Source organism: Arthrobacter antibioticus (assembly GCF_030063205.1).
Classification (GTDB): Bacteria; Actinomycetota; Actinomycetes; order Actinomycetales; family Micrococcaceae; genus Specibacter.
Genome location: NZ_JASISQ010000002.1, coordinates 1 through 24,341 on the forward strand (window position 1 = coordinate 1; position 24,341 = coordinate 24,341).

Consider the following 24,341-nt stretch of genomic DNA (forward strand, 5'->3'; position numbering starts at 1 on the left):
GAGCCCATCGGCCCTGCCCTCTACGACACAGCCTTCAGCCCAGAAGACGGCAACGGAATTCAACAAGGATGGGGCGGAAGAAGCCACTGACACGCCCGGGCTGTACACACATTTTGGCCGCTAACCCCTGAACCGCAAGGAGAGCCTCGATGACCCCTATGTCCAAAAGATCTGTGTAGTGTGAGTCCCAAAAAAACAAAAAGATCCCCGGTAGAACCATTGGTTCTACCGGGGATCTTTTTCCTAACTAAACGTGCGCGAGGGGGGATTTGAACCCCCACGCCCTTTCGGACACTGGCACCTGAAGCCAGCGCGTCTGCCGTTCCGCCACTCGCGCGTTTTTGGATCAGCCGCTTCACTTTCCTGTCAAAATATTCTTCAACATTCAGTGGAACAGCGAAGTCAAGCATATAGGACACTTTGCTGATTTACCTAAACGAGGCTCACTCAACGCGGTATATGCCTCCATCGTCAGCACTGGTTTAGTCCATAGGGCCGTGATTTGTTGCGGATCTGGTCAACTGCTTATTGTTCCGGGCCGTCCCCTACCTGGGTAGGAAATTTGCCACATCCAAGCAAACTAATAGGTATATTCAAGGACTCCGGCAGTAGTATCGTCTTTGAACAGAGTTGTCCGAGGCCCGGTCAACTGACAGTCGGCGCCCTCCAACGGGCGGCGGGCAAAACCGCTATCGTTGCAGACTTGCACAAGTAATAAGCAACAAGCAGCGGTGAAACTCAAGGAGAGGAGAGCATATGGGATTGTTTGACAACGTTGAAAAGGGCATTGAAAAGGCAGTTCGCGGCGCATTCTCCCTCGGCTCAAAAACCTTACAACCTGTGGAGATGGCCAACGCCCTTCGCAGGGAACTTGACGACAAGGCTATGACCTTGGATGCCGGACGGACATTGGCTCCCAACGTTTTTAACATTGAATTAGGCGACGCAGACTTCGAACGCGCCCGCTCATGGGGTGTGACCTTGGCTGAAGAGTTGTGTGATGTAGTCATCAACCACTCCCGCAGTCAAGGATATGTTTTGCAGGGGCCCGTGCGGGTTGCCTTCAATCACGAAGACGAGCTACGTCCTGGCGCGTTTGAGGTGCTTTCTGCCACCGAGAAAGAAGCCGGTCCACCGGGCCAAGCCTCATCGCCGCTGGCCCCATCACGTCCGCCTGGGCGTCCAGCTATGAGTGCCGACGCACAAGCACCTCCCGCTTTACCTTCACCAGTGTACAAACGCCAGCCCGCGCCGTCGGCCGCAAATACTCCAGCCGGAACCGGCCAGCCAGTGCTGGACATAGATGGCCAGCGCTATTCCTTAAACGCACCATCCATTATCTTGGGGCGCTCTTCAGAAGCCGACATTTTGATCGATGACACTGGTGTCTCACGCAAGCACTTAGAAGTACGTACGGAAAATGGTGCCAGCACAGCAGTTGATCTTGGTTCAACGAACGGCAGCTACGTAGACGGCCACCGGGTTCATGGCACCGCTTCGCTGCACGACGGATCAAGCATCACCATGGGTCGTACCCAGATCACATTCCGCATTTTGCCTTTGCGCGGCGGTGGCAGGCGATGAATGATCTCAGTCTTGTAGTTACGATTTTGCGCTTCGGTTTCCTGGTCCTGATGTGGATCATGGTTTTCAGCGTTGTCGCGGCCATGCGTCGCGACCTCGTCATAGGACGCAAGGCCAAAGTTGGCGCTCCAACCGCCCGCCAGGCACGCAAACACCCTGAGTTGGTTGATGAAACCCCGCCGGCGAAAGTGCAGGCACGTCAACTCGTTGTAACGGAAGGCCCGTTGGCGGGCACGACCTTGGAGCTTGCAGGTACCCCCATCTTGTTGGGACGGGCACAGGAAGCGACTCTTGTCCTTGAGGACGATTACGCATCCGGCCGTCATGCTCGCCTATTCCCTCAGGGCACCCGCTGGTTTATTGAAGATTTGGGCTCCACTAACGGAACATTCCTCGGGGATGCTGCTTTGACGCGGGCCCTCCCTGTGGAGCTTGGGGTTCCTGTGCGGATCGGCAAAACGGTCATCGAATTGAGGCCGTAATCATGGCACATACACCTCTAGTGCTGAGCTACGCCGCTAGATCGCATGTGGGTATGGTGAGAGCCAAAAATGATGACTCCGCCTACGCTGGGCGGTATCTGGCCGTTGTTGCCGACGGTATGGGTGGTCATGCTGGGGGGGACGTTGCCAGCGCCTCAACTGTTCTGGATCTCATCCATCTTGACCACAATAAACACGACGACCACGCCGGTGCCCACCTCGCGGATGAAATCCAGAGCGCAAATTCGCTGCTCTCTGAACTTGTGCACGTTAATCCAAAACTGGCTGGCATGGGTACGACGGTGACAGCACTGTTGCTCTCCGGCCAGCGTTTGGCGTTTGCACATATCGGTGATTCCCGAGCGTATCGACTCAAAGACGGCGTCTTTGAGCAGATGAGCACGGACCACACATTTGTCCAGCGAATGATTGACGACGGGCGTATGACCGAGGCAGAGGCTGAGGTTCACCCCCACAAAAACGTCCTGATGCGTGTACTTGGCGACGTAGACGCATCGCCGGAGCTAGATTTAAAGTACTTCGATGCCGCCATTGGTGAGCGTTGGCTGCTGTGCTCTGACGGCTTGAACTTCGTCCGGCACGAAATGATCGAAGAGGTAATCCGGCACACGAAGTCCCTCGCTGTGGCTGCAGATACGCTCGTAGATTTAACGCTAGCCGCCGGTTCACCCGATAACGTCACGGTTGTTGTTTTCGACATCACTGAAGCAGTCCCGGATGATACAGCTACTGCCACCCTTGACACTATTAGCGCAACACCACCTGTCTCTGACGAGCCAGACCTTCCACCATTACTTGCCGAAGATCTCGCCAACGGCTCACCGTCGGGGGAGGAATCTCTACCGTCGGGGGAGGATCAGGCGGTTGCAGGTGCCGCTGAAGCCGATGCTCCCAATCGTGATGACCAAGACAGCGCTTCTGTCGGTGATGACGAATTTACAGACGACTCCGAAGCTCTTGACTCACACATTCGTGAGTCCGTGATTCAACAGGAGCTGTCTTCACGCCCCCATGAACTCGTTGGTGCTGCACTGACAGCCAATGCCGAAGGCAAGATTCCCCAGCTGGCCAAACCCTCTACGGTTCGCCGTGCCGCTACTGTTTTAACCCACAAACCAAGTAGTACCAAACCTAGTCTTCAAGAAGACGATGAAGTATCTTTGCCGCGCCTACGCCAACGTCCTTGGGTACTGGCCATCGTAGGCTCCCTAGTAGCTATCGTGATCGTGGCGGGTTCCTGGGCTGCCTATACCTGGACCCAGACACAGTTCTTTGTCGGGGTTTCTCAGGGAAATGTGGCGATTTATAAGGGAGTCTCTCAATCTTTGGGGCCAATTTCCCTTTCGCATGTGTACAGAGAAACTGGCGTTGAAGTTAGTTCTCTGCCTGACTATTCTCAACAACTTGTCGCCAAGACTTTACCGGCATCCACGCTCAGTGACGCGGAAGCGATCATCAGTGACTTGCAGTTGGGTACTGGCAGCAGTTTGCCTCCATGTGACCTCGTGATCAAACCCACCGCCAGCCCCACGCCCACAGGAAATTCCAGCGCCACGGCGAAGGCAACCCCTTCAGTAATACCAACACCGTCTTCTAGTAGTTCAACTTCCGGCAGTTCAACCTCAGGCCCCGCTAGCGGTAAAGCGACACCCACCGCACAGCCTACGTGCATCCCTGGGGGCAAAAAATGAGCCAATTGTTAACCGTGGCAAAGCCACGCCGCAACACTGAGCTGCTCCTGCTACTGCTTGCCCTTGGCATGTCAGCCATGGCAAACGCTCTGGTGAACCTGAATTTGGGGCGCACATTTGACAATGATTTTTACATGCAGCTGGCCATCTTGGCCGGGCTATCCATCGGTTTTCACGTAGTCCTGCGCCTTAAAGCAAAATATGCCGATCCGGTGATATTACCTGTTGTGGTAGCCCTCAACGGAATCGGCTTGGCCGTCATTCACCGACTGGACATAACCTTCGGTGACAGCGCTGCTCCACGCCAATGGGTCTGGACCAGCTTTGCTGTGATTACCGCCGTCGCCGTCATTTGGTTCCTGCGAGATCACCGCATTTTGCGACGATACACCTATATTTCTCTTCTCGTCTCCGTTATCTTGCTGATCTTGCCGCTGCTTCCATTTATTGGCGCCGGTACTATCAACGGCGCGACGGTTTGGATCTCCCTAGGGCCGTTTACCTTCCAGCCCGGAGAAATAGCAAAGATCACGCTGGCAATATTCTTTGCAGGGTATCTATCATCGAACCGCGACTTGATCTTACTTGCAGGAAAAAAGATCGGCCCGCTGCAACTACCGCGAGCCAGGGATCTGGCACCGATGATAGTGGCATGGCTAGCCAGCGTTGGAGTATTGGTGTTCCAACGCGATCTTGGATCCTCCATTTTGTTCTTTGGTTTGTTCATGGTCATGATCTACGTTGCCACCAGCCGAATCAGCTGGATCCTGATTGGGTTGGCGCTAATGGCGGTTGGTGGAGTAGCTGCCTACCAAATTTTTCCGCACGTTGCCCGGCGTATCGACGTGTGGGTGAATGCCTTTGATCCCGCCTATATCGGCGCCCCTTTCGGCAGCTTTCAAGTTGTGGAGGGCCTCTTTGGCCTAGCGAACGGTGGTCTCATCGGTACAGGACTTGGCCAGGGATCACCCGAAGAACTCCCCGTAGCCAATAGCGACATGATTATTGCCGTTATTGGAGAAGAGATCGGTCTAGTGGGCCTCTTCGCAATCCTGTGCCTCTACGCACTCTTCATAGCGCGCGGTTTCCGCGCAGCACTGGGGACTAGGGATGCCTTCGGCAAGCTCCTGGCAGTAGGACTGTCGTTTGCGGTGGCTCTCCAGTGTTTCGTGATCATTGGCGGAGTCACCCGACTAATCCCGTTGACGGGGCTGACAACACCTTTCCTAGCTGCAGGTGGATCCTCTCTGCTTGCCAACTGGATCATCGTAGCCTTGATATTAAAGATCTCCGACGCAGCACGGCGTCCCCTTAACGTCTCCGGGCCACCTGCCCCAATTGACCCGAACCCTCAAATCGGCAAAGAACAGAAGGAGGTGCCAGCCCTGTGAACCAAGCAATCCGTAATTCTTGGATAGTGGCGATCGCCTTGTTCGCACTGCTCTTTGGTTCCATCTCCTACGTGCAGTTCTTTGCGGTTGATTCCCTCAACGCCAACCCCAACAACAAGCGGCAATTGTTGAAGAGCTTCTGCAGTGAACGTGGACCTATACTGGTTGATGGGCAGGCCATTGCCGAGTCAGTTGGCACCAACACTGATTGCAAGTTCCAGCGTCAGTACAACGACCCTCTGCTCTACTCAGGTCTAACCGGCTTCTTCAGCAAATTTGGTGGACAATACGGTTTGGAATCAACTCTTCGCGAGGAGCTCACCGGGAACTCGGATGACGCCCTGTTCGATCGCATCTCTCAAGCGTTCACAGGAGAGCAGCCGCGGGGCCGTTCGGTGGAACTCACCATCGACTCAACTATTCAGCAGCTTGCCTACGACATGATTCCGGATAATATAGGCGGATCCATAGTCGTGATGAATCCGAAAACCGGTGCCATTATTGCAATGGTTGCCAAGCCTTCCTATGACACCAACTTACTGGCTACCCACGACAAGACAGTTTTCAACGCTTCCATGGCGCAGATCGTCAAAACACCTGGTGTCCACCTGAATGGGTCATCGGCTTACACGCAGCTGTACTCGCCGGGCTCTGTTTTTAAGATCATTGACACCGCAGCCGCTCTTGAATCCGGGAAATACAATAAGGACAGTGTTCTGCCCAACCCTGCCAATCTAGCTTTTCCTGGTATTGGCTATGAGCTCCCAAATTATGCCAACGGGCAGTGCTACACGCAGGATAAAGCAACGTTCAAATTCGCACTGGAAAACTCCTGCAATACCCCCTTCGCCAGTATCGCCTTGGATCTGGGTCAGGATGCTATTACCGCGGAGGCAACGAAGTTCGGTTTCAATGACAACTCGTTGAAGTTCCCTGACTCTGTGGTCACCAGCCGCTTCCCCGGCCGGGAGGGGGTATTGGAGCCTGCACAACTGGCTCAAAGTGCCATCGGCCAGCTTGATGTGCTGGCATCACCGTTGCAGGTGGCCATGATGACAGCTGCTATTGCCAATAAGGGCCAACAAATGACACCAAATCTAGTAAAAGCCGTCCGTACCCCCGATCTCAAGACAGTATCAAGCCTCAATCCTGAGGTCCTCCGCCAGTCAACAACACCCGAAGTAGCAGCTCAAATTACTGATTGGATGGTCAGTGTGGTTGATAACGGCATCGCGTCGGCAGCAGCTGTACCGGGTGTTCAGGTAGCAGGAAAAACAGGAACCTCAGAGCTTGGGGATGGATTGAATAACTCATGGTTTACCGGCTTCGCGCCGGCGAATGACCCGGAAGTGGTGGTCAGCATCGTTATGCCCAATGTTGACGTGGCCACCGGAGCCGAACTGACAAGTCCCAATGCAAGTAAACTCTTCAAGGCGGTGTTGAAAAAGTGAGGCCTAATTCTGGTATCACCTTAGGCGGCAGGTTCCAACTCACATCACGCATTGCCATCGGCGGTATGGGTGAGGTGTGGAGGGCACAGGACTTGGTTCTGGGCCGGATTGTTGCCATCAAAATTCTCAAAGACGAATACACCGGTGATCCCGGCTTTCGGGCCAGGTTCCGGGCGGAAGCAAAACACACGGCCTTGCTCAACCACGAGGGTATTGCCAACGTCTTTGACTACGGCGAGGAGGACGGCTCTGCCTACTTGGTGATGGAACTGGTTCCTGGCGAACCACTTTCAGCCCTGATTGAACGTGAGCACGTACTATCTGCCGATTGGACGCTCTCAATGATCGCCCAGACCGCACGAGCATTGGCTGTGGCGCACGCGCAAGGTCTAGTCCACCGAGACGTGAAGCCCGGTAACCTGCTCATCATGCCTGGAGGGAAGGTTAAGATAACCGACTTCGGCATTGCCCGCCTTGCGGACCAGGTGCCGTTGACCCAGACCGGACAGGTCATGGGTACAGCCCAGTATCTGGCACCGGAACAGGCAACAGGTCAGATCGCAACGGGCTCTAGTGATATATATTCTCTTGGCGTTATAGGTTACGAGTGCATCACCGGTCACCGCCCATTCTCCGGCGAATCTCAAATTGCGATTGCTTTAGCTCAGGTCAACGATGCACCACCGCCGCTGCCAGACACCCTGCCAACCCCGGTTCGGGCATTGTTGATGTCCATGCTTGCCAAGGATCCTGCCAACCGGCCGGCAAATGCGTTGAAGTTGGCTGAGGCAGCTGAAGCAATCCGGCGTGGTGATGTCAAGGCTGCTCATGGCGCTGTCCCGGGGATGCTTCTTTTCGAATCAATCACCGGTCCCATCACTGCACCTGTGGACATCAATTCAACCGCCCCGACATCAGTTGTGGGAAGTACGGCTGAGACCACAACGACGGCGCTGCCAACTGTCATGGACGACGTGCAGCCCACGCGTGCCTCACCAACCCGCGCGGAGATTCTCGGAGCAGAGCGTGCCTGGCAATCCGAGAGCGAGCAGCAGGCGCTATTGTCCGACGACGAGCTGGTTTCGGAGGAGCCTGCCAAGAAGGGCCGCAGTCCGTGGACCTGGCCCATGGTGGGGTTGATCATCCTTCTTGTCTTTGCTGTTGGCGCCTTGATTCTGCAAAGTCAAGGTATTTTCGGTGGCGCACCGTCTTCCACGGCGTCGAGTTCGCCAAATACGTCAGCAAGCCCCACGCCACCACCCACGACTGCATCAGAATCGCCCACACCCTCAGAAACAACCGAGCCCACTACCGAAGCTCCAGTTGAGGTGAAAATCGACCGGGATGCCCTTCGTGGAAAGTCGTTTGCGATCGCCCAGGCAGACCTCGAAGGTAAGGGACTGGTAGTCGATCGTCTCGACGAGTTCAGCGATTCGGTTCCCGAGGGGTTAGTTATCGATGTTTCACCCATTTCTGGTCTTTACGCTGGCGACGCAGTGCAGGTCACTGTCTCCAAAGGCAAGGAGTCTCCGGCAACGACACCCGTACCTTCATCAGTGGGCAAGCAAGGCAACGCCTATGACCAAGCTCTTGTAGCGGCAGGATTCATTCCTGCACGGGTTGAGGAGCCTTCCTCGACAGTTGCCAAGGGCGTGGTAATTCGCACTGATCCGACCGCTGGTACGCCGGCCGAACCAGGATCTGTTGTCACCTATTACGTCTCGACGGGACCACAATCAGATTCCAAACCTAGTAAGTCACCCGATGTTCCAGCTCCTCCGGCGCCGCCGGCCGCGGAAGCACCCTAGGCATCAAAGGCATCGTAATTGTATTTCCCTTCCCAACCCTCCCTCCTTTTGAAAGGACAAACAGGTTCCCATGAGTGTTCCGCGCGTCCTTAACGACAGGTATGAGATCGGGGAGCTGCTGGGTCGTGGTGGTATGGCCGATGTGTACAAGGCCCAGGACATCCGGCTTGGGCGCGCAGTTGCCATCAAGCTACTGCGTGCCGATGTGGCGCAGGATTCACATCTGCAGGCTCGTTTCCGTCGTGAAGCCCAAGCTGTCGCGGGTTTAAACCACCCTTCGATCGTTGCTGTCTATGACACAGGTGAGCACGTCGCAAAAGATCAAATCCGAGATAGTGCGCATTTGCCCTACATCGTCATGGAGTATGTGCATGGCAAAACTCTTCGAGACTTGATCCGCAGTAAGGACATCAGCGTCGAGCAGGCCATCGATTACACTACGGGCGTGTTGTCGGCACTGGATTACAGTCACCGTGCCGGAGTTATCCATCGTGATATCAAACCCGCCAACGTCATGGTCACTGAGGATAAAAATGGCATCTTAGGTCAAATCAAGGTCATGGATTTTGGTATTGCCAGGACCATTTCAGATTCAGCCGCAACTATGACCCAAACACAGACGGTCATGGGCACGGCGCAGTACCTTTCACCCGAGCAGGCTCGCGGGGAAAGTGTTGATGCCCGCAGCGACTTGTACTCGACAGCTTGTCTCCTGTACGAAATGCTGGCAGGTCGTCCACCCTTCATAGGCGACTCTCCCGTGTCTGTGGCCTACCAGCATGTCCGCGAGCTGCCACCTGAACCCAGCACCTACAACCCAGAACTCACCCCAGCCTTAGATGCACTGTTGATGCGGGCCCTGCAAAAGGACAGATTTCACCGTTTTCAGGATGCTTCCTCATTTCGTCGTGCGCTTCGGGCAGCGAGCACCGGGGTCATGCCACCGCCTGGGCCCGGTGTTTCCCGAACACCGGTTCCCACACCCCAGTCTCTGCCGGTTCAGGAGCTTACCGCTACCAACCCAGTCACCCAATCGCAGATTTCCCCGGACGACGGCGGTCCTTCCACCCGCGCGATGGCGAAAGTCCTTGCTGGGGGAGCCCTCACCACTCATGAGAACGTTGTGGAGGAAGCGGCGGCAGTGCCGCGTGCCCAAAAGCGGCGCCGTGGGGCCTGGATGGTGACTTTATTTGTTCTTTTGGCCATTATTCTCGGTGGTGGCACAGTGCTTGGTTACAACATGGTCAATGCGAAACCTGCTGCGGTTGCGCAGATCTCCATTCCATCCTTGGTCGGAAAGAGCAAGGAGGATGCCATGGCCCAGCTCACGGATTTGAACATGTCACCGCAGAGCAGTGAAGAATTTTCCGCTATGGCTTTGGGAGAAGTCATCCGTACAGACCCACGAGCGGGAACGTCCGTTGACCCTGGCTCTAGAATCGAAGTTTTTGTTTCCAAAGGACCCTCAGAAGTCACGATCCCTGATGATCTGGCGGGTAAGACCGAATCTGAGGTGCGCTTCGATCTCGCCGCATTGAATCTGAAGTTTAAAACAAATGTCATGGTCAACGATGGCTCCATCGCCGCCGGTTCCGTCGTCACAACCGACCCAGCACCGGGGCAGACTGTCCCGGTTCAAACCACCGTTACATTGAAGATCTCCACAGGCCAGGTCCTGATGCCATCTTTGTTTGACTTAACTGACAACCCTGATGCGGTTAAAGAAACGGTTGCTGCCGCGTTGAAAGGCGTTTCACAGTATTTGGACGTGACGTACGAAGAAGCCGAAAATACCGTTGTTCCACCAGGCATGGTGACAAACCAATCTATCTCGCCAGGGACGGCAGTGGAACAGCGGACAACGGTTGTTGTGACTCTGGCCAAGGCGCCTCCTGAGCCTGCGGAGCCCACGCCCAGCAACACACCTACAGCCAAGCCCACAGACGTGGCCACGAAAAAGCCGACTTCAGGATCAGAGAAAAAGAAGTGATTCCTACTCTTATTTAGCCTTTGATAAGCGGACTTAACGCTGCCGCACGGACGCTGGCACCAACCAATCCAAGGGACTCAAGCCAGTTACCCAACATGGTGTAACCACCTTCAGTGAGAACAGATTCCGGATGGAACTGTACTCCGCACAATGGTGCACTCTTATGTGCCAAACCCATGATCACGCCGTCGGCCGTAACGGCCGTAACTTCCAGTACATCCGGAATGCTGGCAGGCACAGCCGCCAATGAATGATAACGAGTTGCCGTCACCGGACTCGGCAACCCGGCAAACACGCTGTTTCCTTCGTGCAACACTTCACTGGTTTTACCGTGCATGAGCGCCGTGGCATGAGTCACGACCCCACCGTAAGCTTCAGCCAGTGCCTGGTGACCAAGACATACGCCAAGCATCGGCTTGGAATTCTCGCCACACCACTTAATCAGGTCTATGCACACGCCAGCTTCTGCAGGCGTGCCTGGACCGGGGGAAATGAGAACGCCATCTCGTGCAGATGCCAACTCCACCGCCTCAGCGAGGCTCACATCGTCGTTACGCACAACATTTGTTTCGGCACCCAACTGCTCCAGATAACCAACCAAGGTGTAAACGAAGCTGTCGTAGTTATCTACAACAAGAATACGAACTGTCATCTCAGGCTCCTGCGCCAATTGTTGAATCATTCAAGGGACTGAATTGGGAAAGCCACGGAAACACGAACTGCATCAGCACAAGAACCGCTACCACCAGAAAAACTAGCGTCATGACAATACGGACCCACAGTGGCCCCGGGAGGTGCCTAAATATCCAGCCGTACATTGTGCGCGTCAGCCTTTCTGGTTCGCTTGAACTTGTTTGGCGATTTCTGCTGGCGGGCCCACACTGGCCGGCTGCCATGCGACAAGGACGGAGTAAGCAATAATCCGTTCTTCAGCACCAAACCGTGGATTACAGCTGGTCATCGTCAAGAAACTCTCGGTGGGAGTGAGACCTTCTTGCGTAGGCACCGGCAATAAAACGTCACCTCGAGTGGGCATGACAATTTGGTTGTTTCGGAACACATACGTGTAGTAACCGTCTATGGTTTGGACATATATCTTGTCCCCAGGCACCAGAGTGTGAATAGCATCCAGAACGGCGCCATGAGTTTGTCTGTGCCCGGCAATAGCAAAGTTTCCTACACCGCCGGGCATCGTTGAGCTGTCATACCGGCCAAGTCCCAGAGTATCCAACTGTTGTCCAGCAACGCCTTCAACGAGCGGACGACTATAGCTGGCACCAAAGCGGGGCACGTAAACAACACCAAACACGGTTCCAGGACCCGGTGGCACGGGCATAACAACGGGAGGGCCAAAGTCCTTACGTCCAGCCGGATTCTGCGGAGTAACTGGTCCTTGAAACTCTTGCGCAAACTGTGAAACTGCAGCGCTTTGTGCCGCATTCGCCTCGATGTTCGTCCACCATAGTTCCCACACAACGAACAATAAAAGGATGACTCCGCCAGTTATGAGCAGTTCACCAATAATCTGAACCAAAGTCCTGAAAAAACCTTGTTTGGGACGTTGTTCACTACGACGTCGGGCCGCACGACCACGCTTGGTTGGCGCGGACGCATTTTCCCCCGGCAGTTCTTCATCAACCGCAGCTGAATCGACATGGCTTGGCGATTGAACCACGCGTGTCTCCTGACTGAAGTTGATCGGCAATGTCATGCAATCCGCGGCTGCAGGAATTACAGCTAGAATTGCCTCAACAATACCGGCAGTTCACAGCCCTGGAACAATTCGCTGAACATCAGCAGAGGTAACGAACCGCCCATCTACCCAACGAGCTGGTCGGATACTCGATCACAACGTTAAGGAGCTCCTGTGCCTGAATCAACACCGCGTCGCCGTCCCACCAAGGGCCCGGCCCAAACGCCTTCCAGCAAAACGCAGCAGCCTAACGCCGTTTGGTTCCTTCCATTGATGGTGACGTTGATGCTACTGGGCCTGGTCTGGATCATCACTTATTACATTTCAGATGGAAAGTTCCCGATCCCCAATATTCACAACTGGAATATCGGCATCGGCTTCGGCATAGCACTGGCAGGTTTTATGATGACTACACGCTGGCGCAGCTAGTTTCCTGCTTCTTTTTCCTCACGAGCATCACTTTGCACATAGCGTCCCGTAGGTTTATCCGCGGCATGGCCGGGCACATCCCCGGCTGTGCCGTAATCTGCTTCAACGAACCGTCCAGTCTCGGCTTCCTCGAGGGCTTCCTCGGTGCCCGCTCGACCGTAGTCGCCTTCAACGTAGCGGCCATCAGACTCTCCGGTCTTGTGACCTTCTTCAGCACCTGCCTTGCCATACTGGCCCTCTATATAACGTCCGTGCTCAGCGTTGTCTTCTACCGACATGATGCTGACCTTCTTTCTTATTTGAGCCAAGGCCCATCAGCCTTTCGGCCAAGAGGCGTTTCCTTACTCTCATTCTAGTGTGCTTATACCGGTCTGGACAGGGCTACCGGAGGCCCTGGATTATCAGGAACGGGAGCAGCCATGAGCGAGGTCAACTGCTCTCTGGATTGAATATCCAGCTTGATGAAAGTCCTGTAAAGATGCCCCTCAATGGTCCGCAGCGAAACGTTAAGTCGGGCAGCAATGGAGCTATTGGACTCACCCTGAGCCACAAGTAAAGCGATCTGGTGCTCGCGGCGAGTCATTTTGGGTTGGTCAATAGTCTGAAAAACAGGAGATACCAATCCAGGCATGTGCTCACGCATCGCCACGACTTTGTTGGCTGCTTTGCGGCTTTTGTGGATTTTTCCGCCGACGCTGAATTTATTAAGTGCATGTGTGGCGAGCTCAACGGCTACCAGCTCAAAACCGTACTGCATGGCAGTTGCACTAGCCTGTTCAAGGCTTGCAGCGTCTTGGGAACGCATTGCGGCTGACCAGCGTACAAAGAACTCTTGGCTGGATGACTCCAGCCGTTCCGCAACTTCGACCAATCTGAGGATTGCCGCAGCATCACCCACGCGCACCAGAAGCGAAAGGACTGTTAGCTCAATCCCGAGGTAGCCGTGCTCCAGGCACTCCCGCTGTAGACTCCATAACCGCGCCAACCCCAGTTCCGACTGCCCGGTCATGAATTGGGCGGCAGCTGCGTAAGCAACACCTTCCAACTCATAAAATTTGCCGCTGCGTCGATTCAGTAAAGCTAGCTGCGACAAAATGCCCTGCGAACCCGGTAAGTCTCCGTGCATCACCAAGCAGTACGCTTGCAACCCCATTGCTGTGGGTAGCACCGACCACGGGTCGTAGTCTTTGAGCGTGTGCACGGCTGACTCCGACCCAGCCAACGCCTCTTGCAGGTAACCTCGCCGGACCTGCATCATGGCTGCCGCAAGATCGCGCAATCCGCCTGAATGCAGCATGAGATCAGGATTGGTGAAGATGGCAGGTTCCAGGGCCGCAGTGGCATAGTCCCATGCACCGTCATAAATGAATGCTGCCACTGAACGGGTGTAAGCCAAAATGGCAATATCTGGCCGCGGAAACCCTTCAGGTCTCTCGAGTTCAGCAACAACATCCAACGCCATCGCCACTGCTGTGCTCATCTGTCCGGTAGCGCTAAGAACCTCAACTAAGAGAGATTTCAGCAGGACCCGGTCCGCTACGTTCTCTGTCATGGGGTGAGCTAAGAGCGCTTGGATGCCTTCAGGGAGATTTTCCATCCTGCCAACGGAGACGTTCTTGATGGCCAAAGTTATCAACACATCGATGTCAGCTCTGCTGGAGAAATCGTTGAGGACCACATCGCCAAACCGACCCACAAAGCTGAGGTAAGCCTCATCGAAGCAGACTTCGTAGTCCATCGCTGATGAATGAGAGAGTTGAACAGCGCGCAGAGCGCTTGCACCCGCTTCAGGTGAATGAGCTATTTCAAGAGCGTGCATTGAGAGTTTCCGCGCAGTGACGGCACAGTTTTGGTTTAGATATGCAATCGAGCGCTCGGCCAGTAGAGCTGCCTGGTGTGGCGTGCCTTCATGACTCTTGCTGAACTGTAACGCCTCAAGTGGGCGCATCAGCTGGTTGGCATACACGGTGGCTGCAAGGATCCGCTCATCATTGACCGGCAGTCCGCAATCAAGCGACCACCTCGTGAAATTAATGATCATTTCAGGGTTGGATTGATCGTCAATTGTCACAAATTTTGAGACTTCTCTCAGAAACCGCCTGCTGCGTCCTAACGGAACCATGTCACGAATTGCGGTCGCAGTGGCCGGACGCGCCAACCGCATCGTTAGAACCGCCCCTGGCACTACCTCGACAAGTTCTCTTTGCTGAATGTCATCGACTGCCTCGACGCTGGTCAAATCAAGAATAACCTCAAGCGGAAGTGGCCCGGCCAAGGCAAGCATTTCGATGATCCCCCGAGAATCAGCTAATTGTTTGGTGAGCTCCATCTGCAGAAGTTCCCAAGATTCGGTACCTAAACGATCTTCAGGATGGTCAAGTATCCACACGTTGTTAACCTTGTGCAAAGAGCCTTCTTCACGTGCACCTGCCACTAAGCCGTGCAGCACCAGAGGATTACCAGCCGACCGGCTGGCCAAGTAGTCAATGGCCGGACGTGCAATTTTTCCACCCAGAACACCCTCAAGTAGCATTCGGACTGCTTCAGACTGCAGTGGCGCCACATCAAAACGGGTCAGATGTCCTTCACGCCATAACTCACGCAAATAATTTTTATGCCCCCCGGGATGATCTACCACTATTAATTTGGCCGCAGAAGACATAACCACCTGCAAGATGATGGCAGCACTTTCCCGATCTAGATATTCGGCGTTGTCCACGATCAGCACTAGTGAGTCGGACGTGGTTGAGGCCGCGTGGATTTGCTCTAAGAAAGCGTTGAGTACCTCGTAATAATCATCGCTGCGCACTAGCTTCACGCCGACTCGAGCGTTGACAGCTCCGAAAGGAATAGTCATTAGTGCTTTGCTTGCGGAGAGCCTGATTCTTGCAATTCTCGGGCCCAGGGCATTGAGAATTTCGCCCAACATCCAGGTTTTTCCGGCACCACGAGATCCAACGATGAGTACTCCTCTTGAGGAGCCGTCAGTCAGCTGACTAACAATATCCTCAACAACTGCGCGCCGAGCCATGCCTCCCCATTTCCTGAAACTGCGGCTACAACCGCCGATATTAGACTCAGCGTCATGGCTGGCCCGCCCCTGACCCCTGCCCTTCAAGGCTCTCAGCTCAGTCCCAGTTCAGTCTCAGTCTCAGTCTCAGTCTATGGATATTGCGAGGGTTGTGTCGATGGAACGGCCAGGTACGCGAAGAAGCTCTGCACATATCGGCAATATCTGTCAATATCCCCACCTTGTCCACACTGTGGATAACTTTTTCCCACAACACACACCTCTGTCCACCGACGTTGATAACTTATTCGAACTGTCCACAGGCCGTCTTCGAAACTGTGGTTATCCATAGTTGTTCACAAAGTTATCCACAGAAGTGGATAACTTTACATCGATTACCGCATAATGCATTGAAAATGCCGCGACGGAGTAATCCACAGCTGTGGAATTACATGTGTGTAACTTATGCCCAGTGTGTATAAGTCTGGGGAAAAGACAGTGTACGACGAACTGACGACTACTAGAACTACAGGCCTGTAAGTTATACCCATATGTGGATAGTGCTGTGGACAAGTGTAGATTCATGCGACGATGAAGTCATGGAATTAGCCGATGCACTTGATATCTCCAGAGTTTCCCCACAGGAACTAACCCAGGAGCAGATCGATGAGTACCGCAGGTTGAGTGCTGAGCAAAGCAGCGGAGTGGCCATCATTAGCACTAGGCTCCGCGACCGAGACTATGCAACTACTGTCAGTGCCTACCTGTCAGTGTCCTATGACCCTCCAACATTGCTGGTAAGTCTCTACGCCGAGTCCAGGATCGCACTAGCTGTGGCGGAGTCGGGTTCGTGGGCGCTGTCGATTCTGACGGCTGAGCAAAAGGCTCAAGCAAATTGGCTCGCCAGCCCTGGCACACCGTTGGAAGGACTGCTCAACCAAATAAGTTTTAGGCGTGGCCCAGTCACTGGCAACGCCATTATTGCAGGAGCTCTCGCGTTTTTTGAGGTCGCCACCACCACCATCCACACAGCAGCCACCCACCTACTGGTGGTGGGGAGTGTGCTTTCTATGGGTGAGGACGCACCATGGAGTAAGGATGCCTCACCCCTGATCCACTACGGTGGCGACTATCGCCGGCTCAAGCCCTAAGACTTGCTGGAGAACCCTAACTACACCTTGCTTTTAACGTAACGAGTACAGCTGCGCTTCTCAGCCTATGAGTCAGCTGGTGACCTAGCTGAAAGGAAGAACCGGGAAAGTTGAGACCTTGTAAAGGGTCAAACCAACCAAGAGCACTGCCACAGCTGCAATACCGCTCCACTGGATGAGATTACGGTTCTTAGCTGGTGCGTAGGCAATCGCTGCAGTGCACAGTGCACCGGCCAGCAAACCGCCTAAGTGGGCCTGCCAAGCAATATTGGGGATCACGAACCCAATGGCAGCATTAATCAGCAACAGGACCAGAATTTGGCGCAGGTCGCCACCGCGCTTCTTTTGCACAACAAAAAGTGCGCCGAACAATCCAAAGACGGCGCCCGAAGCTCCCACCACAACCGTGTCCAAGGGAGAGAGCATCAGAACGCCCACTGAGCCGGCGAAAGCGCTGACAAGATAGACGGCCATGAACCGCACGCGACCAAAGGCAGGTTCCAGAGCATTACCCAAAATCCACAGCGCATACATATTGAAAGCTATGTGCATAATGTTGGTGGAATGCAAGAATGCGGAGGAAAGCATGCGCCACGGCTCTGCTTCCGTCAAGAATGGGGCATAGGCAAAGTTCTGAAAGATGAAGCCGTTGGGGATGATCCAGTCCAAACCAAACGCGACAACGCAAATCGCCATCATGGTGATAGTTACAACGGGTCTTCCCGCCCGGGCGATCCCGCCAAAAATGCTCCGCCGGGATGGCGTGGCCTTAGTAGCTTCACGAACACAGTCCACACACTGAATTCCCACGGCCGCGCTCCGTTGACATTCCGGACACGTTGGTCGGCCACACCGCTGACAGCTCACATAGGAGACACGGTCAGTGTGACGTGGGCAGACAGGGGCTCCTGTGGAGGACTCCTGGGTCGGGAAAGCAGAACTCATGGATAGGATCCTCGCGGGATAAATATAAGGAAGGCTTCAGCCGCCGGATCGCAACGGACGCCGGCGGCCAAAGCCATGAAAATCATAACTATCAGTTTTTAGAGCTGCTCAACGCTCACCGAGTTAATGAGCACATCTTCACGCGGCTTGTCGCCTGCGCCAGTTGCCACGCCCTCAATGGCATCCACAACAGCGCGTGAGGCCTCATCAGCGACTTCACCAAAGATGCTGTGCTTGCCTTGGAGCCAGCTGGTGTTCACAGTTGTGATGAAGAACTGTGAACCATTGGTTCCACGGCCACCCTGAATACCGGCGTTGGCCATAGCCAATTTGTAGGGGTCGTTGAAATTCAAGTCAGGGTTGATCTCGTCGTCGAACTGGAAACCGGGGCCGCCAACTCCACGGCCCAAAGGATCGCCAGCTTGAATCATGAAGTCTTTGATGATGCGGTGGAAAATAGTCCCGTTGTACAACGGCTTGTTTGTTTTTTCACCAGTTCCCGGGTGTGTCCATTCAATGGATCCGGTCGCCAGGCCAACAAAGTTGGCCACTGTCTTGGGGGCGTGGTTGCCAAAGAGGTTTACCACGATGTCGCCAAGGCTGGTGCTGATAGTTGCTTTTGCGGTAGGAATAGCAGTCATGGCGATATTCTGCCATGCCAAAGTGAGAATATTCTGATAATGCCGATCATTCCGCGCCCGGCGAACTGCCAAAGATAGCAAGAGTGCTGTTGTGGACGTAGGCTAAAGACGAAACTGCTGACATCTGGAGGAAACGTGAAGAAGGTTGACCGCTTTACCCAAGGTTTGGAAGACTCGCTGAACACCGGCGTTGACAGCGCCAAAGAATGGGCAACTCCACATATGGAAAGTGCCAAAGATTGGACTGCTCCTCGTGTGGAAGCAGCCCTCGGGTGGGCTGTACCCCGCATTGAAAAGGGCATCGAGACGGCATCCCCCCGTGTCCAGGATGGTCTTCGCAAAGCCGCTCAGTACACAGCCGACGGCGTTGCAGCAGTGACGCCGAAACTGCAGGAAGGACTCGAAAAATTGGCACCAAAAATTTCAGATGCCGTTGATGAAGCAACGCCTCATATCCAAGAGGCACTTGGTAAGGCTGGTTCGGGTATCAATTCCGCCAAGGACAGGGTTGTCGATGACTTTATCCCGCGTGTCTCTGGCAAGATCGGGGACGCCGCGCACGCCGTAGAGGTTGCGTTGGAGAAATCCAAGGGTTCCCACCAGTTTGAAATTGCTGCCGCTAAGCTGACTGGCAACAAGAAGGCCCTGGCCAAGGCTGAGAAGGCTGCGGCGAGCTCAGCCAAAAAATTTGCTGCGGAAATGAAAAAGGCCGTCAAGAAGGACAACAAGTCAGGTAAAGGCTGGATTGTTGTAGGCATAGTCGTTGCCGCAACAGCAGCGGGGGTAGCTGTCTGGAAGGCGTCTAAACCTGTTGCTGACCCGTGGAAGACCCCTGCCCCCACAGCTTCGGCTCATGCCTCAGCTAGCGTCCCTGCCCCAGTGCCTGCGGACGACAGCGCGAAGAAGACTGCGCAGAAGGTTGCCGACGCTGTTCAGGAAAAGGCGAGGGACATCCAAGGAAAGGCAGAAGAAGCGGTTGAGGCTGTCTCGGACAAGGTCTCCGAAGCTGTTTCCAAGCCCGCTTCCAAACACGTTTCGGATGTGAAGGAAGACCTCTCAGAGGCGGCGACCGATGCCAAGGAAGCTGTAGCGGATGCAAAGGACGCAGCCGCTCACACGGTTAAGGATGCAGCGCCCAAACCCAAGCCCACAGAGCCCAAGAAGTAGTTCACCGCTCAAGGTAGCAACGCCGGTGGAATCCCTATCTTGTGGATCTACTGGCCACCCTGCCGCATAAGGGGCCATGTACCAATGTGAGGGTCGGGATGTAACTTGTCCTGGCCCTCACACTGGTTTAAAGGGCTACTGGTTTAAAGGGTGGCTGGCGGCAATTCCTTGATGCCGCTACGGCTTTGGCGGATGACCACAACGGCTAACCCGACAAGAATCAGGATCAGGCCCGCATACGTTCCGGTCGGAAGAGTTTGGCCCAGGAAGAATCCTGCTAATAGTGCTGCGCCCGGAATTTCAACCAAGATCATCATGGACACCACCAGCGGCGAAATAGTTGCAAGGAGGTAGTTGAAAATGGTGTGTCCAAAAAGCTGCGCCGCAATTGTCACGGCCAAGATACCCCACCAAGCTTCCGGAGGAATGTTCACCAACGGTTGCCGGAAAACTAAACACATCGCTAACAGAATGACCGAACAGAGGCTGTAGCAGAGACTTGAGTACACGCTCGTTGAGAGGCTTTTGCGTACTTTTGAACCTGCAAGAGTATAGATAGCTGCAAGAATACCGCCGGCCACTGCCAGTAGATCCCCCTGCAGCGCTTCGGTTGAAACCCCCATGTCGAAACCCGTAATCACCAGGACCCCGGCAAGAGCCGCTGCAAGCCCCAACAGCACGGTCGTGGGAGGCTTGAAGCCCCTTATCCACTGGAACAGCGCGATCCATGCCGCTTGCAGGCATACGAGGGCAGTAGCGGCTGCCACGGTTGTCAGTTTCACGGACGTTACAAAGCAGGCGAAGTGAAGGGCCAGTGCTGAGGCAGCAATGACTATGTACTTGCGCTCATAAGGCGTCAGCGTCAGATATTTCCTCGGAGTTCGAAGGAAAGATGGCAAACCCAGCACGGCCGCCCCAAGGACATTGCGCCATAGAGCAATTGTCAGGGCTGGGGCCATGGTGGCAGCCATAATCGGTCCGGACGCCGAAACACCAAGAATACCCACAACGGCAAGTAGAAAGATCACAATCTAAGCGTAAGACACACGAGGTAATGGTTGAGGAAGCAATCTACCTGTACACCTGCCAGCCATCGACCTAACCACTAACCCTCGGACTGGGAGACTTTCGCAAAAACAAGAACGATCCTGGTCCTAAGACCAGGATCGTTCTTCATGGTGGAGGCACGGGGACTCGAACCCCGAACCCCCTGCTTGCAAAGCAGGTGCGCTACCAATTGCGCCATGCCCCCATGAGGCCTATCTAGTATATATGAAACACAACTAAAAGACTCAATTTACCGAATCAGTTGCCTTGCTCCATGTTGTCTTCACAACTTTGGATTCCTGCCACTTCTTGTTGAGAAAAACAGCAGCGAATCCTAGCGTAGCCAATACAAGCAACTTCTTCACTGCATACCATCCTTCAACGAGAACCTTCGGTTCCGTGGGCGTACCTGGACTTGAACCAGGGACCTCTTCGTTATCAGCGAAGCGCTCTAACCGCCTGAGCTATACGCCCTCATTGACCTTCATCGGGCCGAGATAAAACTTTACCCCACACATTCCCAAAGTCCAAAATCGGCGGGCTTACAAACTGTTTAGGCCCGCCGATTCAGGAGTTTTAGGGAAATTTTCCTACTTTGGAATCCTAGTCATCGGTCAAAGTAACACCGATGCCACCCACCAAAGTGGCAGAGATGTTGTACAACCAGGCCGAAAGAACAGAAAGTGTTGTTAGCAAGACCACATTCACGACGGCGACAATAGTGGAGAATGAGGCAACCTGCCCCAGGGAGGCAATACTCAAGACATCGAAGGGACTACCGCCCTCCTGACCCTGAATGTCGTTGACAAAAGCATTCACCGTGTCAAACAAACCAATAGTGTCTAAGACTGTCCATAAGACTATGGAAGCCACAACTGTGACGATTCCTAATGCAACAGAGAGCAAAAATGCCATCTTCAACACAGACCAGGGATCGACCTTGCTCACCAGAAGGCGGGCACGGCGAGCTTTAGCCTTAGGAGCGGGCTTAACCAATGTCGGAGGCGTCTGCGGTTTGGCTACAGGACGCTGCTTTGCAGCAGATGCTCCTGTTAACTTGGCTGGCCCTGTTGACTTGGCTGGCCCTGTTGGGCTGTTTGGGCGCTGCGTTGGGCGGGCCGGAGTACCTACCCTTGGCGCGGAACCAGGCCGCGGTATTGGTTTATTGGTGCTCAATCGGTACCTCCAGTTGTTCCGTCATTACGCTTTAACGGTACTTCATCAATCTGTGGGGTTTCCTCAATCACGGCATCAACTGCTACCGCAGGGGCTGCCATGGTCTCGCCAGCCCCTGCTTCAGCAGCTTCAATTTCTTCAACAAGGCCCCGCTCGCTATTGCGGGCAATGCCTATAATGCGGTCATTCTTGTCGGGCTTGGCAAAAATAACACCCATGGTGTCACGTCCCTTGGCCGGAACCTCGGACACGTCTGAACGGACGACTTTACCGCCGCTCATTACCACCAAAACCTCATCATCTTCCTGAACAATCAAAGCCCCAATGAGGTCTCCGCGGTCTTCAACCAGCTTGGCGACCTTGATTCCTAAACCGCCGCGGCCCTGCAATCGATATTCCTGAACGGCCGTGCGCTTCGCGTATCCGCCCTCCGTGACAATAAACACATAAGATTCATCCGTAACTACTGCTGCTGAAAGCAACTCATCGAAGTTACGGAACTTCATTCCCGTTACACCAGAGGTTGCGCGCCCCATCGGACGCAGTGCCTCGTTCGTTGCGGTAAAACGGATGGACTGTCCCTTGCGGGATACCAACAAGAGGTCGTCGGTATCGGAGACCAATTGCGCCGAGACAAGTTCATCGCCGTCACGTAGGTTGATGGCAATGACACCGGCGGAACGATTGGTGTCGTAGTCCTCTAGCGAGGTCTTCTTAACCAAACCATTCTTCGTTGCAAGAACTAGGTATGGAGACTGCTGATAATCCTTCAGCTCCATAACCTGGGCGATCTTTTCATCCGGTTGGAACGCCAAAAGGTTCGCCACATGCTGACCCTTGGCATCACGGCCAGCTTCAACAAGCTCGTAGGCTTTAGCTCTGTAAACGCGACCAAGGTTTGTGAAAAATAACAGCCAATGATGCGTGGTTGTCACGAAGAAGTGCTCCACAACGTCGTCTCCACGCAACTGTGCACCCCTGACACCCTTACCCCCACGATGCTGGGTACGGTAATTATCGCTGCGCGTACGCTTGACGTAGCCGCCGCGGGTGATGGTTACTACCATTTCTTCTTCGGGGATCAGGTCTTCCATGCTCATGTTGGGGTCGTAGCCCATCATGATCTCGGTTCTGCGATCATCACCGTAGCGGGTAGTGATGTCTGCCAATTCATCACTGACAATCCCGCGTTGCACCACTGGGTCAGCCAAAATCCGGTTGAACTCGGTAATCATGGTTTGGAGTACGTCATGACGATCTTGGATCTTCTGGTGTTCCAGTGCGGCCAACCGGCGCAACTGCATATCCAGAATAGCTTTGGCCTGGATTTCATCAATATCTAGCAACCCGATCAAGCCGTCACGGGCTTCCTCGGTGGTACTTGAGCGCCTGATAAGGGCGATGACAGCATCGAGTGCTTCCAAAGCCTTCAGAAGTGCACGCTGTATGTGTGCTTCTTCCTCGGCCTTGCGTAACCGGAACCGTGTGCGCCGAACAATCACATCCATCTGGTGGTTAACCCAGTGACGAATGAAGGCATCCAGTGGCAGAGTGCGAGGAACACCGTCAACAATTGCCAACATGTTGGCGCTAAAGTTCTCCTGCAACTGCGTATGTTTGTACAAATTGTTTAGGACAACCTTGGCAACTGCATCACGCTTAAGTACAACAACGAGACGCTGGCCTGTGCGCCCGGAAGTCTCATCACGAAGGTCCGCGATACCCGCAATTTTGCCATCCTTGACAAGGTCGGCAATCTTAATGGCAAGGTTGTCGGGATTCGCTTGGTAAGGCAACTCAGTAACAACTAAGCAGGTGCGTCCCTGAATTTCTTCAACATTGACCACAGCACGCATCGTGATGGAGCCTCGGCCAGTGCGGTAGGCATCTTCAATACCCTTGCGTCCCAGAATCTGTGCCCCAGTGGGGAAATCGGGTCCCTTGACGCGTTCGATAAGAGCTTCAAGAAGTTCTTCACGTCCCACTCCCGGGTTGGCCAGGTACCACTGGACACCTTCGGCAACTTCACGCAGATTGTGTGGCGGGATATTTGTTGCCATACCCACAGCAATGCCTGAAGAACCATTGACCAACAGGTTGGGGAACCTGGAGGGAAGAATGGTGGGTTCTTGGTTCTTGCCATCATAGTTATCTTGGAAATCGACGGTTTCTTCGTCAATGTCCCTGACCATTTCCATGGCAAGCGGTGCCATTTTCGTCTCGGTATAACGGGGTGCAGCAGCACCATCGTTACCGGGGGAACCAAAGTTGCCCTGGCCAAGTGCCAAGGGATAACGCATGGTCCAGTCTTGGATTAGTCGTACCAGGGCATCGTAGATGGCTGTGTCACCGTGAGGGTGATACTGGCCCATGACCTCACCAACAACGCGTGCACATTTGTTGAATGACCGCTCAGGTCGGTATCCACCATCAAACATGGCGTAGAGAACTCGGCGGTGCACAGGTTTGAGACCATCACGAACGTCAGGAAGCGCACGGCCCACAATAACGGCCATGGCATAGTCCAGATAAGAGCGCTTCATCTCCTCCTGGAGATCGATCTGCTCAACTTTGTCATGCATTAGGTTTCCTTCGAGAATTTCACCACCCGTGGCATCCGCACTGGGTTCTTCGGGGTTCTGCGGTGTTTCGTCACTCATAATC

At 54.2% G+C, this 24,341-nt stretch carries 20 protein-coding genes and 3 tRNA genes; 10 read left to right on the forward strand and 13 right to left on the reverse strand.

Going from position 1 to position 24,341, the window contains the following annotated elements; all coding sequences use genetic code 11:
- Nucleotides 1–254: 254 nt before the first annotated feature.
- Nucleotides 255–337: transfer RNA gene (locus tag QMG40_RS05035), tRNA-Leu, on the reverse strand.
- Nucleotides 338–756: 419 nt separating this feature from the next.
- Between QMG40_RS05035 and QMG40_RS05040 the strand changes: the two genes are divergently transcribed.
- The 7 genes from QMG40_RS05040 to pknB all read left to right on the forward strand — a co-directional run bounded on the left by QMG40_RS05040 (nucleotide 757) and on the right by pknB (nucleotide 10,418).
- Nucleotides 757–1,584 carry an FhaA domain-containing protein gene (locus QMG40_RS05040; protein ID WP_283528674.1) on the forward strand — a complete coding sequence of 276 codons (828 nt, stop codon included), beginning with the start codon at nucleotides 757–759 and terminating at the stop codon, nucleotides 1,582–1,584.
- Entirely contained in the window at nucleotides 1,581–2,066 is a 486-nt protein-coding gene (locus QMG40_RS05045) for an FHA domain-containing protein FhaB/FipA (protein WP_283528676.1), read from the forward strand. The genes QMG40_RS05040 and QMG40_RS05045 overlap by 4 nt, the downstream gene beginning before the upstream one ends.
- Nucleotides 2,067–2,068: 2 nt before the next feature.
- On the forward strand, nucleotides 2,069–3,778 hold the full coding sequence (locus QMG40_RS05050; protein ID WP_283528678.1) for a PP2C family protein-serine/threonine phosphatase: 1,710 nt from the start codon (nucleotides 2,069–2,071) through the stop codon (nucleotides 3,776–3,778).
- On the forward strand, nucleotides 3,775–5,169 hold the full coding sequence (locus QMG40_RS05055; protein WP_283528680.1) for an FtsW/RodA/SpoVE family cell cycle protein: 1,395 nt from the start codon (nucleotides 3,775–3,777) through the stop codon (nucleotides 5,167–5,169). The genes QMG40_RS05050 and QMG40_RS05055 overlap by 4 nt, the downstream gene beginning before the upstream one ends.
- On the forward strand, nucleotides 5,166–6,620 hold the full coding sequence (locus tag QMG40_RS05060; RefSeq protein WP_283528681.1) for a penicillin-binding transpeptidase domain-containing protein: 1,455 nt from the start codon (nucleotides 5,166–5,168) through the stop codon (nucleotides 6,618–6,620). Before QMG40_RS05055 ends, QMG40_RS05060 begins: the two co-directional genes overlap by 4 nt.
- A complete protein-coding gene (locus QMG40_RS05065; RefSeq protein ID WP_283528683.1) occupies nucleotides 6,617–8,428 on the forward strand; it encodes a protein kinase domain-containing protein in 1,812 nt (603 codons plus the stop codon). The genes QMG40_RS05060 and QMG40_RS05065 overlap by 4 nt, the downstream gene beginning before the upstream one ends.
- A 70-nt stretch (nucleotides 8,429–8,498) precedes the next feature.
- Nucleotides 8,499–10,418, forward strand: a complete 1,920-nt coding sequence (pknB, locus tag QMG40_RS05070) for a Stk1 family PASTA domain-containing Ser/Thr kinase (RefSeq protein ID WP_283528685.1) — start codon at nucleotides 8,499–8,501, stop codon at nucleotides 10,416–10,418.
- A gap of 13 nt (nucleotides 10,419–10,431) precedes the next feature.
- On the opposite strand, the gene QMG40_RS05075 is transcribed toward pknB, so the two are convergent.
- On the reverse strand, nucleotides 10,432–11,070 hold the full coding sequence (locus tag QMG40_RS05075) for an anthranilate synthase component II (RefSeq protein WP_283528687.1): 639 nt from the start codon (nucleotides 11,068–11,070) through the stop codon (nucleotides 10,432–10,434).
- A gap of 174 nt (nucleotides 11,071–11,244) precedes the next feature.
- Nucleotides 11,245–11,952, reverse strand: a complete 708-nt coding sequence (locus QMG40_RS05080) for a class E sortase (protein ID WP_283530080.1) — start codon at nucleotides 11,950–11,952, stop codon at nucleotides 11,245–11,247.
- Nucleotides 11,953–12,285: 333 nt separating this feature from the next.
- Between QMG40_RS05080 and QMG40_RS05085 the strand changes: the two genes are divergently transcribed.
- A complete protein-coding gene (locus QMG40_RS05085; RefSeq protein ID WP_283528689.1) occupies nucleotides 12,286–12,540 on the forward strand; it encodes a cell division protein CrgA in 255 nt (84 codons plus the stop codon).
- On the opposite strand, the gene QMG40_RS05090 is transcribed toward QMG40_RS05085, so the two are convergent.
- On the reverse strand, nucleotides 12,537–12,818 hold the full coding sequence (locus QMG40_RS05090; protein ID WP_283528691.1) for a hypothetical protein: 282 nt from the start codon (nucleotides 12,816–12,818) through the stop codon (nucleotides 12,537–12,539). The two genes, QMG40_RS05085 and QMG40_RS05090, sit on opposite strands and share 4 nt — an antisense overlap.
- 83 nt (nucleotides 12,819–12,901) lie before the next feature.
- A complete protein-coding gene (locus QMG40_RS05095) occupies nucleotides 12,902–15,571 on the reverse strand; it encodes a LuxR C-terminal-related transcriptional regulator (protein WP_283528693.1) in 2,670 nt (889 codons plus the stop codon).
- A 578-nt stretch (nucleotides 15,572–16,149) separates the two neighbouring features.
- Here QMG40_RS05095 and QMG40_RS05100 point away from each other — a divergent pair.
- Nucleotides 16,150–16,701 (forward strand): flavin reductase family protein, encoded by a 552-nt coding sequence (locus tag QMG40_RS05100; RefSeq protein WP_283528695.1) that lies wholly within the window; start codon nucleotides 16,150–16,152, stop codon nucleotides 16,699–16,701.
- Nucleotides 16,702–16,785: 84 nt separating this feature from the next.
- Here QMG40_RS05100 and QMG40_RS05105 read toward each other — a convergent pair whose 3' ends face one another.
- Both QMG40_RS05105 and QMG40_RS05110 read right to left on the reverse strand, forming a co-directional pair.
- Nucleotides 16,786–17,400, reverse strand: coding sequence for a rhomboid family intramembrane serine protease (locus tag QMG40_RS05105; protein ID WP_349361601.1), 615 nt, complete (start codon nucleotides 17,398–17,400; stop codon nucleotides 16,786–16,788).
- 344 nt (nucleotides 17,401–17,744) lie between these two features.
- Entirely contained in the window at nucleotides 17,745–18,287 is a 543-nt protein-coding gene (locus QMG40_RS05110) for a peptidylprolyl isomerase (protein WP_283528699.1), read from the reverse strand.
- A gap of 135 nt (nucleotides 18,288–18,422) precedes the next feature.
- Between QMG40_RS05110 and QMG40_RS05115 the strand changes: the two genes are divergently transcribed.
- Nucleotides 18,423–19,454 carry a hypothetical protein gene (locus QMG40_RS05115; RefSeq protein WP_283528701.1) on the forward strand — a complete coding sequence of 344 codons (1,032 nt, stop codon included), beginning with the start codon at nucleotides 18,423–18,425 and terminating at the stop codon, nucleotides 19,452–19,454.
- A gap of 143 nt (nucleotides 19,455–19,597) precedes the next feature.
- On the opposite strand, the gene QMG40_RS05120 is transcribed toward QMG40_RS05115, so the two are convergent.
- From QMG40_RS05120 to gyrA, 6 genes are all read right to left on the reverse strand, one after another.
- Nucleotides 19,598–20,482 (reverse strand): DMT family transporter, encoded by an 885-nt coding sequence (locus QMG40_RS05120; RefSeq protein ID WP_283528703.1) that lies wholly within the window; start codon nucleotides 20,480–20,482, stop codon nucleotides 19,598–19,600.
- 148 nt (nucleotides 20,483–20,630) lie between these two features.
- A tRNA-Ala gene (locus QMG40_RS05125) sits at nucleotides 20,631–20,706 on the reverse strand.
- A 40-nt stretch (nucleotides 20,707–20,746) separates the two neighbouring features.
- On the reverse strand, nucleotides 20,747–20,866 hold the full coding sequence (locus QMG40_RS05130) for a DLW-39 family protein (RefSeq protein ID WP_283528705.1): 120 nt from the start codon (nucleotides 20,864–20,866) through the stop codon (nucleotides 20,747–20,749).
- Nucleotides 20,867–20,901: 35 nt separating this feature from the next.
- A tRNA-Ile gene (locus QMG40_RS05135) sits at nucleotides 20,902–20,975 on the reverse strand.
- 129 nt (nucleotides 20,976–21,104) lie between these two features.
- Complete coding sequence (locus QMG40_RS05140) at nucleotides 21,105–21,677, reverse strand: DUF3566 domain-containing protein (RefSeq protein ID WP_283528707.1); 573 nt, start codon at nucleotides 21,675–21,677, stop codon at nucleotides 21,105–21,107.
- Entirely contained in the window at nucleotides 21,674–24,337 is a 2,664-nt protein-coding gene (gene gyrA, locus QMG40_RS05145; RefSeq protein ID WP_283528709.1) for a DNA gyrase subunit A, read from the reverse strand. The genes QMG40_RS05140 and gyrA overlap by 4 nt, the downstream gene beginning before the upstream one ends.
- Nucleotides 24,338–24,341 lie beyond the last annotated feature (4 nt).